The 14,840-nt window shown below is 56.6% G+C and carries 16 protein-coding genes; 11 read left to right on the forward strand and 5 right to left on the reverse strand.

The window, feature by feature from the left end:
• Positions 1-71: 71 nt before the first annotated feature.
• Positions 72-986, reverse strand: a complete 915-nt coding sequence (locus DU29_RS0119400; RefSeq protein WP_028623172.1) for a LysR family transcriptional regulator — start codon at positions 984-986, stop codon at positions 72-74.
• A gap of 205 nt (positions 987-1,191) precedes the next feature.
• Between DU29_RS0119400 and DU29_RS0119405 the strand changes: the two genes are divergently transcribed.
• The 7 genes from DU29_RS0119405 to DU29_RS0119435 all read left to right on the forward strand — a co-directional run bounded on the left by DU29_RS0119405 (position 1,192) and on the right by DU29_RS0119435 (position 7,671).
• Entirely contained in the window at positions 1,192-2,535 is a 1,344-nt protein-coding gene (locus DU29_RS0119405; protein ID WP_028623173.1) for a nucleobase:cation symporter-2 family protein, read from the forward strand.
• Positions 2,536-2,568: 33 nt separating this feature from the next.
• Positions 2,569-3,078, forward strand: a complete 510-nt coding sequence (locus DU29_RS0119410) for a nucleoside deaminase (protein WP_028623174.1) — start codon at positions 2,569-2,571, stop codon at positions 3,076-3,078.
• 334 nt (positions 3,079-3,412) lie between these two features.
• Positions 3,413-4,939, forward strand: coding sequence for a catalase KatB (gene katB, locus DU29_RS0119415; RefSeq protein ID WP_081832516.1), 1,527 nt, complete (start codon positions 3,413-3,415; stop codon positions 4,937-4,939).
• A 53-nt stretch (positions 4,940-4,992) separates the two neighbouring features.
• Positions 4,993-5,547 carry an ankyrin repeat domain-containing protein gene (locus DU29_RS0119420; protein WP_028623176.1) on the forward strand — a complete coding sequence of 185 codons (555 nt, stop codon included), beginning with the start codon at positions 4,993-4,995 and terminating at the stop codon, positions 5,545-5,547.
• Between the two features lie 231 nt (positions 5,548-5,778).
• Positions 5,779-6,081 carry an ArsR/SmtB family transcription factor gene (locus DU29_RS0119425; protein WP_028623177.1) on the forward strand — a complete coding sequence of 101 codons (303 nt, stop codon included), beginning with the start codon at positions 5,779-5,781 and terminating at the stop codon, positions 6,079-6,081.
• A gap of 213 nt (positions 6,082-6,294) precedes the next feature.
• Complete coding sequence (locus DU29_RS0119430) at positions 6,295-7,257, forward strand: zinc-dependent alcohol dehydrogenase family protein (RefSeq protein WP_028623178.1); 963 nt, start codon at positions 6,295-6,297, stop codon at positions 7,255-7,257.
• A 54-nt stretch (positions 7,258-7,311) separates the two neighbouring features.
• Positions 7,312-7,671, forward strand: coding sequence for an antibiotic biosynthesis monooxygenase family protein (locus DU29_RS0119435; RefSeq protein WP_028623179.1), 360 nt, complete (start codon positions 7,312-7,314; stop codon positions 7,669-7,671).
• 261 nt (positions 7,672-7,932) lie between these two features.
• Here the strand turns inward: DU29_RS0119435 and DU29_RS0119440 are convergent, their stop codons facing one another.
• Positions 7,933-8,886, reverse strand: coding sequence for a glycosyltransferase family 2 protein (locus tag DU29_RS0119440; protein ID WP_028623180.1), 954 nt, complete (start codon positions 8,884-8,886; stop codon positions 7,933-7,935).
• Between the two features lie 749 nt (positions 8,887-9,635).
• Between DU29_RS0119440 and DU29_RS0119450 the strand changes: the two genes are divergently transcribed.
• On the forward strand, positions 9,636-10,061 hold the full coding sequence (locus DU29_RS0119450; RefSeq protein ID WP_028623182.1) for a VOC family protein: 426 nt from the start codon (positions 9,636-9,638) through the stop codon (positions 10,059-10,061).
• Between the two features lie 148 nt (positions 10,062-10,209).
• Here DU29_RS0119450 and DU29_RS0119455 read toward each other — a convergent pair whose 3' ends face one another.
• A complete protein-coding gene (locus DU29_RS0119455; protein ID WP_028623183.1) occupies positions 10,210-10,761 on the reverse strand; it encodes a GNAT family N-acetyltransferase in 552 nt (183 codons plus the stop codon).
• Between the two features lie 278 nt (positions 10,762-11,039).
• Here DU29_RS0119455 and DU29_RS0119460 point away from each other — a divergent pair, with 278 nt between their 5' ends.
• Positions 11,040-11,345, forward strand: coding sequence for a hypothetical protein (locus tag DU29_RS0119460; protein WP_028623184.1), 306 nt, complete (start codon positions 11,040-11,042; stop codon positions 11,343-11,345).
• Positions 11,346-11,478: 133 nt separating this feature from the next.
• On the opposite strand, the gene DU29_RS0119465 is transcribed toward DU29_RS0119460, so the two are convergent.
• A complete protein-coding gene (locus DU29_RS0119465; RefSeq protein WP_236645630.1) occupies positions 11,479-12,501 on the reverse strand; it encodes an MBL fold metallo-hydrolase in 1,023 nt (340 codons plus the stop codon).
• Positions 12,502-12,607: 106 nt separating this feature from the next.
• The gene (locus DU29_RS01000000130200; RefSeq protein ID WP_050483140.1) at positions 12,608-13,087 is read right to left on the reverse strand and encodes a DUF417 family protein; all 480 of its coding nucleotides are present in this window, start codon (positions 13,085-13,087) and stop codon (positions 12,608-12,610) included.
• 157 nt (positions 13,088-13,244) lie between these two features.
• On the opposite strand from DU29_RS01000000130200, the gene DU29_RS0119475 reads away from it, so the two are divergent.
• Positions 13,245-13,826 (forward strand): CGNR zinc finger domain-containing protein, encoded by a 582-nt coding sequence (locus tag DU29_RS0119475; protein ID WP_028623186.1) that lies wholly within the window; start codon positions 13,245-13,247, stop codon positions 13,824-13,826.
• A 201-nt stretch (positions 13,827-14,027) separates the two neighbouring features.
• Complete coding sequence (locus tag DU29_RS0119480) at positions 14,028-14,798, forward strand: substrate-binding periplasmic protein (RefSeq protein WP_028623187.1); 771 nt, start codon at positions 14,028-14,030, stop codon at positions 14,796-14,798.
• Positions 14,799-14,840 lie beyond the last annotated feature (42 nt).

Here is a 14,840-nt window from a genome sequence, read left to right on the forward strand (position 1 = left end):
GCGGCTGAGTGTTGAATTAGCGGATCATGATCGTTGTGCATGAGTGGTTTCATCAGTGTGCGGGCTGACCGTCACAACGTAGTGATCTGCCCGTTGCGGTCCAGTTCATACACTTTATTGCCCTGCAATTTTTCCTTCAGCCAGCGCTCGGCCTTGCCCAAGGGCCGTTGGCGCGCCCATAAAAGGTCGACGCCGATCTGCCAGTCGGTGTGCGGGTAGGCCGAGAGTTGCAGCTCCACCAGTTCGCCTTTCGCCAGTTCACGCTGGATAAGTTGCCGGGGCAGGGTGGCCCAGCCGAGCGCGGCGCGGACCATTTCCAGCAGCGCCAGGTAGCTTTCCGCTTGCCACAACTGGGTGGAGCGCAGGTATTCGCTGCTGGGCAATTTGCTCGCGTGGGCGCTGAAGGCCAGGCGTCGATGCACGTGCAGGTCATCGAACGTGACGGTGTCGAGTTGCGCCAGCGGATGGTCGGGGTGACAGACGTGCAGCATGATCAATTTGCCCAATTGCTGAAACGCCAGCTCCTTGGGATAGCCCGGTTGTGAAAACGCCACGCCGAGCACGGCCTCGCCACTGCTTACCAGTTCACTGACGTCGCCGTGCACCGGATGGCGAATGATCAGGTCGACGAAGGGAAACGCCTGCTCGAAGGCCTGAAGCACCGGCATGATCGGCCCGTAAGGCGTTTCAATGGCCAGCGTCAGGCTGGGTTCGACGTTTTCCGACAGGCATTCGGCGTGTGCCTCGAACGTCATGCAGCGCTCGAGTACGGCTTCGGCCTGGATCAGCAATTTGTGGCCGCTGGCGGTGAGGGCAGGGCTGCGGTTGGTGCGGTCGAACAGATCGACGCCCAGGTCGGTCTCGAGGTTGGCAATCGCGGCGCTGATGGTTGATTGCGTCTTGCCCAGTTTACGGCCGGCGGCGGAGAACGATCCGCTTTTGACCACTTGGACAAACATCAACAGTTGATCGAGTGAGAAGCGCATTTGGTGTACCCCCAAGCCTGATGACGAATGCTGGATTGTGCCGCTTCGATGCCATCGAAAAAAGCGATGGTTGCCAATTTGTTTCATCGCTTAAAACGCTCAACTATGGCCTCGCGTCAATCGATCCTCGGGGCCGCATCGACCTTTCCCCGCCTTGAGAATGCCCGCGATCACAACCAATGCCGCACCTTCAGGAGCTTGTGACATGAATACACAACGCATTCATCCGGTGGACGAAATTTTGCCCCTGCGGCAGTTGTTCACGTTCGGCCTGCAGCATGTGCTGGTGATGTACGCGGGGGCAGTGGCCGTGCCGCTGATATTGGGCAGTGCGATGGGGCTGACCTCGGCGCAGATCGTTTTGCTGATCAATGCCAACCTGCTGACGTCCGGCGTGGCGACGTTGATTCAAACGATAGGCTTCTGGAAATTCGGCGCGCGGTTGCCGCTGATTCAGGGCTGCTCGTTCATTGCGCTGGCGCCGATGATCATGATCAGCAAGGAGTTCGGGCTCAGTCAGATCTTCGGTGCGGTGATTGCCGCAGGCTTCATTACTATTGCACTTGCACCGGTGTTCAGCCGCCTGCTGCGATTCTTTCCGCCGGTGGTCATTGGCAGTCTGATCACCATCATCGGTATCTCGCTGATGCCGGCCGCCGCGATCTGGCTGGGCGGCGGCAATCCCGACGCGGTAGATTTCGGCAGCCCCGCCAATCTGTTGCTGGGCCTGGCCACCGTCAGTGTCACGCTGGTGGTCTACGCCAAGTGCAGAGGCTTCCTCGGCAACCTCAGTGTGCTCATCGGTTTGTTCGTCGGCAGCTTGATCGCTGCAGCCTGTGGCATGACTCAATTCAGTCGGGTGAGTGAAGCGGCGTGGTTTGAACTGAGCGCGCCGATGGCATTCGGTGCGCCGGAATTTTCTCTGGTGCCGATTCTGATCATGACCCTGGCGATGCTGGTGATCATGGCCGAGACCACCGGCAACTGCCTGGCCATCGGCAAACTAACCGGCAAGCCGACCACCCAACAAACCCTCGGCAATGCCTTCCGCGCTGACGGTCTGTCGACCATGCTCGGTGGCTTTTTCAACAGTTTTCCGTACAACGCGTTTACTCAAAACACCGGTTTGATTGCGCTCTCCAACGTCAAAAGCCGCTTCGTCGTGGCCGCTGCCGGGGCAATCATGGTGCTGATGGGGTTGTTCCCAAAGCTCGGCGCATTGATCGCGGCGGTGCCCACTCCGGTGTTGGGTGGTTGCGCAATCGTGATGTTCGGCATGACCACGGTGGCCGGGATTCAGGAACTGTCGCGGGTGCAATTCGAAGGCACGCGCAACGGCATCATCGTCGCGGTCTCGGTCAGTGTCGGCGTGCTGCCGATGTCCTTCCCTGCGTTGTTCGAACACGTCGGGCCCACGCTGAAACTGGTGCTGGACAGCGGGATTTTTCTCGGTGCAATCACCGCCATTTTGCTCAACGTACTGCTCAACAATAAAAAAATATCGACCGACAACAACGTCGGCGCCTCATCGGCTGAACTGGCCGATTGATCTGTTGTTTTTCCACTGCCCAGGAGTTATCCCATGAATCAATTCACTCAACTCATCCCGGCCGGGGTCAGCGAACAGGACCTGGCGTTGCTGCGCCAGACCATCGCATTGTCGCAGGCTTCGAAAGAGCGCGGCCGACATCCGTTCGCCGCGTTGGTGGCTGACCGCAACGGCAAGGTGATTGTCGAAGCGGGGAACAATTCGATGCCGCCGGAGGGCGATCCTACGCAGCACGCCGAACTGCTCGCAGCGGCTGCCGCTGCCAAACGGTTATCTCCTGAAGAGCTCGAACTGTGCACGCTGTACACCAGCGCCGAGCCCTGCTGCATGTGTGCCGGCGCGGTGTATTGGACCGGGATCGGCCGAGTCGTTTACGCATTGTCAGAACATGCATTATTGGGACTGACGGGGGACCATCCGGAGAACCCGACGTTTGCCTTGCCGTGCAGGGAAGTGTTTGCCAAGGGCCAGCGCAAGGTCAGTGTGTTGGGGCCGATGCTGGAAGAGGAGGCTAGCGAACCGCATAAAGGGTTTTGGTTGTAAAGGAGGGAGAAGCAGGCACTCCAACAGAGCCCTGAACTATCAGGTTGCCATGTCCTGAAATCATCCAGCTGTCGTACCTTCGGAACATCGACAGCCGGGAGGTCGGTATGGGAAATGGTCATGGCAAAGGGGTCGTTGTCTTTGGTGCAGGCATCGTGGGCGCGTCATTTCAGCTACAGCCTGCACTCCTCTGACCGACTTCCGGGACTTGCAGACTGGGCGTTCGTCAATATTTGTTAATTTATCAAACACATAGTCAGAAATAATTCAGCAATGGCGTGCTTGAACCCTAGGCTTGAACTCTCAGAACAACCAAAAACAGAGAGAGTCCGAGATGTATTTACGCCGCTCCCCAATTGCTGCCAGCCTGATTGGCGCAAGCCTGATAGTCAGTTCTGCAGCTTACGCAGACACCCTGACCCGCGACAACGGCGCCGCCGTCGGCGATAACCAGAACTCCCAGACCGCAGGACCAACAGGCCCGATCCTGTTGCAAGATGTGCAATTGCTGCAGAAACTCCAGCGCTTCGATCGTGAACGCATTCCGGAGCGTGTAGTGCATGCGCGCGGTACTGGCGTGCATGGCGAATTTGTTGCTTCCGACGACGCCTCTGATCTGAGCAAGGCCAAGGTCTTCCGCAAAGGCGAGCACACCCCGGTATTCGTGCGGTTTTCAGCCGTCGTCCACGGCAATCACTCCCCTGAAACCCTGCGTGATCCCCGCGGCTTTGCCACCAAGTTCTACACTGCCGACGGCAATTGGGACCTGGTCGGTAATAACTTCCCGACGTTTTTCATCCGCGACGCGATCAAGTTCCCGGACATGGTCCACGCTTTCAAGCCTGACCCGCGCACCAACCTGGATGACGATTCGCGACGTTTCGACTTCTTCTCCCACGTCCCGGAAGCCACGCGCACGTTGACTTTGCTGTACTCCAACGAAGGCACACCAGCCAGCTATCGCACGATGGACGGCAACGGCGTGCACGCCTACAAACTGGTGAACGCCAAGGGCGAAGTCAACTATGTGAAGTTTCACTGGAAAAGCCTGCAGGGCCTGAAAAACCTGGATCCAAAGCAGGTGGCTGAAGTGCAGTCCAAGGATTACAGTCACCTGACCAACGATCTGGTTGCTGCCATCAATAAGGGCGAGTTTCCCAAGTGGGACCTGTACGTTCAGGTGGTCAAGCCTGACGACTTGGCAAAGTTCGACTTTGACCCGCTGGACGCCACCAAAATCTGGCCAGGTATTCCCGAGCGCAAAATCGGCCAGATGGTCTTGAACAAAAACGTGGGCAACTTCTTCCAGGAAACCGAGCAGGTCGCCATGGCACCCGCCAACGTCGTGCCGGGTATTGAGCCCTCGGAAGATCGCCTGCTGCAAGGCCGGGTATTTTCCTACGCTGACACGCAGCTCTATCGCGTGGGCACTAACGTGCTGAGCCTTCCCATCAACGCTCCTCGGGTCAAGGTCAACAACGGCAATCAGGACGGCACGCTCAATACCGGGCACACCACGACCGGCGTGAACTACGAGCCAAGCCGACTCAATCCGCGTCCAGCGGTTGAAGAGGCGCGCTACAGCCAACTGCCATTGTCCGGCAGCACACAACAGGCGAAGACCCAGCGCGAGCAAAACTTCAAGCAGGCGGGCGACTTGTATCGTTCCTACAGCGAGAAGGACCGCAAGGACCTGATTCAGAGCTTTGGTGAATCGCTGGCGACCACCGATACCGAAAGCAAAAACATCATGCTGTCGTTCCTCTACAAGGCAGATCCGGAATACGGCACTGGCGTAGCCGAGGTTGCCAAGGGCGATCTGGCCAAGGTCAAGCAACTGGCCGCTGCACTGAAGGACTGACCGACCACCCCGGCCCGTTTGCACGGCGGGTCGGGGCATTTGGAGGACATCACATGCGCAGAACCCTTTATGCTTTGCTGCTGTGTGTCACTGCGGGCACGGCCCACGCCAGCCCGTCAGAGACCCGCAACGCCGCCGATACCCAGGCACAACTTAGGGAGCTGTTTTTCCAGGCCGCCCGAGACGGCCGCCAAGACATGCTCAACGAGTTCATCAATGCCAGGTTCGATCTGAACGTTCAGGACGAAAAAGGCTATACCGCACTGATTCTCGCCGCTTACCACGGCCAACAACCTACCGTAACCCGACTGCTAAACGCTGGTGCGGATCCCTGCGCCAAAGATCTAAGGGGCAACACGGCATTGATGGGGGCGATTTTCAAAGGCGAACTCAGCATCGCTCGGCAACTGGTCGCCGCTGACTGCGCGCCCGATCAACGCAATAACGCTGGTCAGACGGCCGCCATGTACGCGGCGCTGTTCCACCGCAAAGATATTCTTGAATCACTGGTAGCCAAAGGCGCGGATCTCAATGCAACGGACGCCATGGGCAACCGGGTGCAAAGCCTGGAGCGCGGCGAATTCCAGCCGTTGCCGACGACCAGGTGACTTATGAGCAGCGCATCCTGTAGACGTCTATCAAGTCACGAGGCACTTCGGGTTAGCGGTAGACCATCACGGCTTCCACACCGCCTTATTAACTCCGAATCCACACCAACCACCTCGTAGCCCAATCTGGGGCAGTGCTTGTGAAGATTAGAGATGGGACTATCGCCTCGATAGGTGACGGGGAGGAGAGGGATGGATTGACATATCGAGAAATGTCGATATCATCGGCGCATGGAATTACTCGAAATATTTAAAGCGCTCTCGAACCGTACACGACTCGAAATCCTGAAAGGCCTGAAGGATCCCGCCAAGCACTTTCCGCCGCAGGATGAAGGTGACGTTCATACGGTGGGGGTCTGCGTCAGCAGCATTCAGGAAGGCGTCGGGCTTTCGCAGTCGACCGTGTCCGATTATCTTGCGACGCTGCAACGAGTGGGCCTGGTCGAAGTCCGGCGCATCGGTCAGTGGACCTACTACAAGCGCAATGAAGCAGCTATCAAGATGCTGGCGGAGATAATAGGCAAAGAGTTGTAGGATTTTTTTAACACGTGATATCGACAAATCCCGATATCCCTGTTTATCGAAATGAGGTATTACTATCGGTATGGAGCAACACGCAAGGCAAGTCGCATCAGGTTCACCCATCACCGCTCAGCGTTCTCGCCGCGGGGGAGGACCGTAAAAATTTTTTAACCAATGATATCGAGAAATCTCGATATCCCTTTTTACCGAAATGAGGATTGAAAAATGAAAGCATTATTGCTCAAGTCATTTGGCGGGCCGGAATCGTTCGAACTCAGCGAGGTGCCCACACCCGTTCCGCAAGCGGGGCAGGTCCTGGTCCGGGTACATGCAACCTCCATCAACCCCTTGGATTTCCAGGTGCGACGTGGCGATTATCCAGACCTGGTGCAATTGCCGACCATTACAGGCCACGACGTTTCCGGAGTTGTTGAAGCCGTCGGGCCGGGTGGGACGTCCTTCGCGCCTGGAGACGAAGTCTGGTACACACCGCAAATATTCGACGGGCCAGGAAGTTATGCCGAGTACCACGTTGCTCACGAAAGCATTGTCGCAAGAAAGCCTGCCTCGCTCAGCCATCTTGAGGCGGCAAGCCTGACCTTGGTCGGCGGTACGGCGTGGGAAGCACTGGTGGTCCGCGCGGCCCTCAGAGTGGGAGAAAGCATCCTGATACATGGCGGCGCGGGAGGCGTCGGTCATGTCGCGATTCAAATGGCAAAAGCCATTGGCGCAAGGGTGTTCACGACCGTGCGTGAAGCAAACTTCGAGTTCGCAAAAAGCTTGGGTGCCGACGTGATGATCGACTATGAAAAAGAAGATTATGTCGACGTCATCATGCGGGAGACGGCTGGCCGCGGAGTCGATGTCGTGTTCGATACCATCGGTGGCAACACCTTGTCGCGCAGCCCCGATGCACTCGCACAACTTGGCCGGGTTGTCTCGATTGTGGACATCGCACAGCCGCAAAACGTCGTTCAGGCCTGGGGCAAGAACGCCAGTTATCACTTCGTCTTCACCAGACAAAACCGCGGCAAGCTGGATGAGTTGAGCGCCTTGATAGAGCGCGGCCAGCTGCGGCCGCATGTTGGCGCCGTTTATTCGCTTGCCGACATTCCGCTCGCCCATGCTCGCCTGGAAAGTCGCGATAACGGGCTCCAGGGAAAAATCGCCATTTCAGTTGCGCCATAGGCACCTGTTGCACGTGCATATTTTCTAACCGCAAAAGTCATTAAGAGGCATGCCATGATTTACGAAATCGCTGTGCTCCCTGTGCGCGAAGAACACTTCACACATTTTAGAAGTGCATTTGCCAAAGTTGCTCCATTGCTCAGCCGTGCAAAGGGTTATCGCGGTCATGTGCTCGCGCAAGGTATCGAAACTCCACACCGGTTCAACCTGATCGTGCGCTGGCAATCACTTGAAGATCACACGCCGGGCTTCGAAGAAAGTGAAGACCATCGGCTATTCATGGAGGGCTTGCAGGATTATTTTTCGGAAGAACCGACGGTGTATCACCTTGAGGGTCCAGCTTTCGCTATGGGCGAACATGATGCACCTGACAGTGCTATTGGCTTCGGCAACACCGGCAGTAAAAGTTCGTAGCTTTGGTTTTATTTAGCTCACAGCAGCTTTGGGTGCAGATGTACCGTGCACCTGTCACCCAGAGCTGTTCAATCAGGGAGGGATGGAGAAAGAGGAAAGCTACGACGCCATAGAAGGGGTTAACACAAGATAAAAGTGCGCAAAGAGCAGGTCGCGCATGGCGACGGACCTCTTGTTCGCCACGTGCGGGGAATGCACGCAGGCGCTTTGCTAAGGGCAAGCGGGTGAAGGTTGCGGGGAGTCAAGCGGATGAGTTCTGGTTCATTGAGCAGCAGTCGACGCTGTTGCCTTGCGCAATGTTCGGGCGCAGGCATACAGGTAGCGCAAGGTCGGTTTGCAGCTGTCGAAGAACAACGTTTGCCAGGAATATTCCAGCATTTTCCGATACACGCCGATGACCTCGGCATGTTCGGCTCTGCGGGAAAACGCATTGAGAAAGTCGGTGTGATTACCCAGCACGAAATCAATCCGTTGTTGCTTGCTCAGCTGTTCGCCGTAGCGGTCAAGATACACTTCGATGAACTTTATCTTGTTTTGATAATACTTCTTCGGTTGCGCGGTCATGTTGCCGCTATTCACCGTGCGCTCCAATAGCACTTGCGGCACTGTGTGGATCTCCCAGTGTTCGGCGATGCGCGTCCACATGTAACGATCTTCAGAGTAACGCAGGCTGGCATCGAAGCCGCCGAGTTGCATGATCACGTCGCGCTTGACCAGCGCGGTGGATACGCCATTAACAACGTTGGCGTAGATGAAATCGAAGAAATGCCGGCCGTTCTTGCGAATGTTGTCCAACTGCCGCCGACCGTCGCTGTAGTTGACCTGCGCGTAGCAATCGATCAATCCCACCGGCCGTCCTTGACGAGTGAGTTCGTCATACAGGGCCAGTTGCAGCTCCAGCTTTTGCGGGAGCCACTGGTCATCGGCATCCAGCATTGCCACAAAAGTCTCTTCAGCATGCCGCAGCCCGTGGTTGCGGGCGCTGGACTGGCCTTCGTTGGCTTGCTGCAACAGCGTCAGGCGAAACGGCGCCACAAAGTCTCTTACACGCTGCGGCCCGTCATCGGTGGAACCGTCGTCGATGACAATGACGTGATCCGGCAGTCGGGTTTGATCGATCAGGGACGCCAGTGTCTGCTCAATGCTGGCGGCGCCGTTGTACATCGGGATCACGACGCAGACGGTAGGCGATAAAGGGGCGGCTTGGTCTGACATGGGTTACTCCTTTTATTACGCCATGGCTAGATCGCGTTGAAACGACCTGTCAGATGACTGAAGCAGGGTGGCCTGTCGGAAATGTCAGGGGTAGTCGGAGAGAGTTTGGCTAAAGGGGGAGTACCCGGACAAAGCTACCGCATGGTCCTTGCTGGGGATCTTGTAGATAACGGTTTACGGAGGTCGCTCTGGGGAAGAGCGTTGAATCGGCAATTCCCACGCATGTGATTGCTGGATTGACTGTTTTAGTTATTGACCAGTCTTAATGAACTGTCAAACGGGGCTTGTCAAAAAAATGCCTTTTATCCAGATTTAGCCGAGCTATACGAAACCAACTGATTGTTTTAACAAATAAAATTAGTAGTTAATAAATTCTAACTTTTCTCGAAGATTAGAGTCTTGCGGGAGCACAGTGGGCTCTCCGTCACGTGCAGTCACGAATGAACGCGACTGGCATCAAATCACCACGCGCGTTTGCCGAAAAAAACTTTCACTGCCAGTTTTCATCTGCTCGCGGATAAGTTGCGCCAGTACTTGTACTTGTTCGGAGAAGCCATGGCGCGGCCTGTGCACGAGCCCGATGTCACGTTGGTTGATTTTCCGGCCTACGATGATCCCATCCTCCGGCAAAGCCAAACACGCTGGATCGATGTCGGCGGGACGCCTAAGCTCGAAACATCGCGTTTCGCGCGATCATCAGTCAGGCGCTGCTGCGCTGTACCCCAACAAAAACGATTATTGGAGTTCCGATGAGCCTCTCGCCTTTCCACCTCGCAATCCCCGTTTACGACCTGGCCGCAGCCCGCACCTTTTACGGCGAGGTTTTCGGTCTGGAGGAGGGCCGGTCCAGCAATCAATGGGTCGACTTTAACTTCTACGGTCACCAACTGGTGATCCATGAGCATCCCAAAACCGCCTCGCAAGAAAGCGTTCACAGTAACGCCGTGGATGGACACGACGTGCCTGTTCCGCATTTCGGGATCATCCTCGGTTGGGAAGAGTGGGAAGCACTCGCAGAGCGGTTGAAGTCTTTAGATACCAGATTTGTGATTGAACCTTACATCCGCTTCCAGGGACAGGTGGGTGAACAAGCCACAATGTTCCTGTTCGATCCGTGCGGTAACGCCCTCGAATTCAAGGCTTTCAAGGATATGAGCCAGGTCTTCGCCAAATGACAACAACCCATGGCACAACCCTGTTGTGCCATTTTTTCCAAGTCAGCTGGAAGCTCATGACTCTCGCAACCGCCAGTAGGCGCAGCTTTTCATTCCAGCAGGAAGGCCAGACGTGAAACTTGTTCCCTTGGTATCTAGCTTCACGGCGTCAGCGGCAGCCTCTGCCGAACCACTCCGCGCGCGTCATCTCCCAGATCTCCTTGAGCATCGGCCCCGAGACAAACTGGCCCTCCCGCGTCTCGATCATTCGCATGCCTTCGTGCAGAGAGACCTTGCGCGATGTTTGGTTTTCCACCGCCTTCGGCACTTGCATGACCGGGCGCGCCAGCTCTTCAAACCAGTAGGCATTGATCACTTCACAGGCTTCACGGATGTAGCCTTTTCCCTGCCATTGCGGCGCCAGCCAAAAGCCTCGGTTGTTGCCGGGCTGATCGTACAAACTGATGCTGCCGATGCTTTGCGTCGGTGCCTCGCGCAGACGAATCATCCAGTGCCACTCGCGTCCCGCCGCGATGCCCGGCAATGCGATGTCACGCACGTAAGTCAACGCGCCGTCAGCCGGGTAGGGCCATGGCACACGGCTGTCGAGGTAGCGGACCACTTCCCAGTGCGCGAACAGTTGCTGGATATCGGGTGCGTCGGTTAGTTGTAGCGGGGTGAGAAGCAAGCGGGGGGTGGTAAATGTCGGAGTGCTGTCCATTGCAAGAGATCCCTCTAAGAGTGGCAGAGGGTAATGTCGCAGAACGCGGTGGGTGGTGTCGAATGGCCGCTGACTACTCCGCAGTCCAGCTAACAATTTGGTCACCCTAATCCTGTAGACAAAGCGGTGGCCTAACGCTAATCCTCATGCCAGATCTCCTCTGCGGACGTTTACGGTGATTATCGTTGACCGCGTCCGGCTGCTGAGACTTAATTGAGCCTGAATTCCGCGTTGAAAATTCAATAGCGTTGTCGGCAGATTATGGAAAGTGAGCCGTTATGATTCCAGGGTATCGAATCCGCATTTACTGTTTCATCGGTGCGCTGGTGTTCCTGCTCGCCTCTTGGGCGCTAGTGGAGGAGATATTCAACGCGCTGACCATTTGGCAATTTGATGCGATCACAGGCCTGCGTCACCACAGGATCACCGAGCATTCCGTCTTTGACGAGCAGCCATGGCGCTTCAGTTTGTATTTACTGCAGATCATCGCGCTGTTCATCGTATCCAGCGGCGCTGGACTTTTCCTGTCATGGGGCGTTCTTCGCGGCAGACGGGCATTCAAACGTTGGGCTGCGAAATTTTAGAAGTTTCCTCTAGCCATTAGCGGCTCGCCTATTGAAACAAACTACCGAGTTGTATCGCTGTGGGCCCCGCCGTAGCGGGGGAGCCATTCGCGCTGTGTTGCGTCCTGTGCAGTTGTGGCCCAAGCGTGCAACATCAGTCGCGATTGCGGTATTGCACGGGCACCCATTCATACTTGCCGGCTTCGCGCCGAATGTGACCTATGCCCGGAAATGGCAAGTGCGCGACCGCTGACAAACGCTGTTCATTTGCGGCGGTCTCGAACTGGTCCAGCCGCTGGGCGCGAGCAGTGTTCTGGTCGACGTCGAAGGTGATAGTCACCTCTGGGCGCGCGAACTGGATGAGGCCGACGTGCATGATATCGCCCCAGAAATCGATACTCTCGCCTTCGCTTTCAACCCGAAAAAAGCTGTGGCCCGGGGTATGTCCCGGCGTGGGAATGGCCGTGATGCCCGTAATGATTTCCGATTGGGCAGCGAATGTCTTCAGTTTGCCTGCACGCTGGTAGGGGCCAACGGTCTTCAACGCTTCTTCCAGATGCGCCGGCTTCAAGCCCTTTTCCAGATTGGCGCGATCCAGAAAGAAATCGACGTCGGCCTGACCGACGTGGATGGTCGCATTGGGAAACATCATTTGCCCGCTGCGCGTCAGGCCGCCGGAGTGATCGGTATGGATGTGGGTGATCAGCACATCGCTGATCTGTGCCGGCTGATAACCCGCGGCAGCGAGGCTGTCGGGAAGCTTTCCACCCACCTTGCCAAACAACTCACCAGCGCCGGTATCGACCAGTATCACGCGCGAGCCCGTATCGATAAGGTAAGCATTGATAGACGTCTCCAGCGGGTTGCGAGCAAACCCGCGTTGCAGCAGTGCGTCGATCTGCTTTGGACTGATGCCTCTGAGCAGTGGATGCAGATCCAGTGGCAGCGTCCCGTCGCTCAGAGCGGTAATGCGGAACTTGCCCAGGTTGAAGGCGTAGATGCCTGCGAGTGCTGGTTTAGGTGTCGAACCAGCCGCTACGGTCGATGTCTGTGACGATTGCCCTGCAACGGAAGACAGCGGATAGGTTGCACCGGTAAACAGGGCAGCTGTCAGTGTGGCCGCGAGATAGAGCCGCGCATGGTTACGCATCATGAGTTCCTGGGCTGGTGCGATCATGGGTGATCGCTGGGATAAGGGTAGATCAAGCGCATTACGTAACGAACTGTGCTCGCCCTTTTTAGGGGCCATTGTTGCCGATAAACATTCTTTAGCACTCGGCGCTTTAAAGCGCACGCTTCGCGCGTAAACGGGCAACGCCTTCAGCCATGACCACTAGCGAAATACCCAAGAGAGCGATGTCCTTGATCAGGAATGTGCCGAGGGCGTTCAGCCAGGGAAAGCTGCCGGATGCCTGTTCCCATACCGGGAGTGCCATCATGGTCGAGACAGTCGTAAGAAACGTCAGGGTGCCGAGAAGACCGCCGACGACAGCGGCGCGCGCTGACCAGACTGACGCGACGAGCAAGGCAGCGGTGATCATCTCGACAACACCCAGCAGGTAAGACGTGCCCACTTCCCCAAAAACCAGATAGAGCCAAGCGAGCCAAGGTGTGCCGTTTATCAAGGGTTTGAGCGCTTCTACCTCGATTTGGGTGAATTTCAGCACGCCGATCATCAGCAAGGGCAATACCACCCCCGCTAGCGCAACTGCTCGGGCGGCTGTGACGAACGTGGTGTTTGCCGACGGGTTGACGTTCTGCATGGTGTTCTCCTGATTTCCGCTGTGGGTTACCAGCACGAAGTGGCCGGTGTCCTAGAGGCGAGGCATGAAACTCTCGCGTAACCTCTGAAGTGCGCATTTGAAGGTTACAGAGTATTTTGGTAACCTGTCAAATAACTTTTAAGGGGTTACAAACACCATGAATCCTGACCGTACTTCGTTTCACGCGCTCTTCCTTGGCGACAACCTCGCACTGGATTTCATCAATACCGAATACGGAGTAGATGACCGACATCAGGACTGCCTTACCGATGAACAAAGCGTGGAGGGCTGGCTGGAGATGGCTGGGCTTTTGCCGGAAGGAACCGTCCAGACAAATGCATGTGGACTGCTGGATTCAGCACTCAAGCTTCGCGAGTGTTTACGGGTGGTGGTGCGCGCTGCGATGAATGGCGTTCCTGCAGATCTCGGCGTGATCAACCAGGTGCTTGAAGAGGGTCGCCCTGCCAGGGTGCTGGCATGGGATGAAGAAGTGCGGGCGTACCGAGTGGCGGTTTACCCGCGGGACAGGAGCCCGGCAAGCCTGCTCGCACCTGTGGCCGAGTCTTTGGTGGGGCTGGTCACCGGCGATAAGTTTCAGTTCGTCCGCCAATGCGAGGCCCAGGACTGCGAGCTGTTGTTCCACGATCTGACCAAATCCCACCGCCGCCGCTGGTGCAGCATGGCGACCTGCGGCAACCGCATGAAGGTGGCAGCATTTCGCTCCAGAAAAAAATCCTGAACAGTGCGCCGAGCAACTACCTGGGTGCCGGCTCAAGTGAGTGCCGCCAAGGGGAAAAGCCGCCGTTCCAATTCTTTCGTGCCCCCAGGTGCACCCACCCTCGGCCGACGGTACTCAAGCCCGCGCCACCACGGCCGATAACAACTATGTCGACGGCTCCCAGCCTCGCCTGCTGTTTTGAGTCAATCCAGGTAATCGTCTATGGCTTCGCCCCTTTACCGCCTACTGATGTCCAGCGTGCTCACGCTGCTGGCTGCCTGCGAGTTAGCGCCGGCCGCCTACGCCGAGCCTGCACTGCGGATCGTCACGGAAGAGTTGCCACCCTATAACATGACGCAGAATGGCCAGGTGACTGGCATGAGCACCGAGGTGGTTCAGGCCGTGCTCAAGGAGATTGGCGTTGAAGCGTCGATCCAGCCTATGCCCTGGGCGCGTGCGTATGAGCTGGCACTCAATGAAAGCAATGTGCTGATTTATTCGATCGCTCGCACGCCTGCACGCGAGCAGCTTTTTCAATGGGTAGGGGCGATTGCGCCGACTCAGTGGTACATCTTTTCACTGGCTGAGCGGCCGGTAAAACTCAACACGTTGAGCGATGCTCGCGGTCATCAGATCGCCACGGTCAATCAGGATGTGGGCGAGCAATATCTGATTTCGAAAGGTTTTCGTATCGGTGAGGAACTGCAGTCGAGCACCAAGTACGAACACAATTACCGCAAGCTCAAGGTCGATCACGTCGAGCTGTGGATTTCCAACGAGCTTAACGCGCTGTACCTGACCCGCCAGAATGGCGAGGACCCGGACAAGGTGCTGATCCGTTCCCTGCCGCTTCCGGACCTCACCAGTGAGGAGGGCTTGAGCATGGCGTTCAGCCGCAATACCCCAGTTCAGACCGTTGAGAAATTCCGTTCAGGCCTGGCAACCATCCGGCGCAATGGCGTTTATGACGCCATTATGCGCAAGTGGTTATGACCGGGTGGACAATCTCGAGCGCACATCTGAAGAAACTTCAGC

This window comes from Pseudomonas sp. Ant30-3 (assembly GCF_000690905.1).
GTDB lineage: Bacteria > Pseudomonadota > Gammaproteobacteria > Pseudomonadales > Pseudomonadaceae > Aquipseudomonas.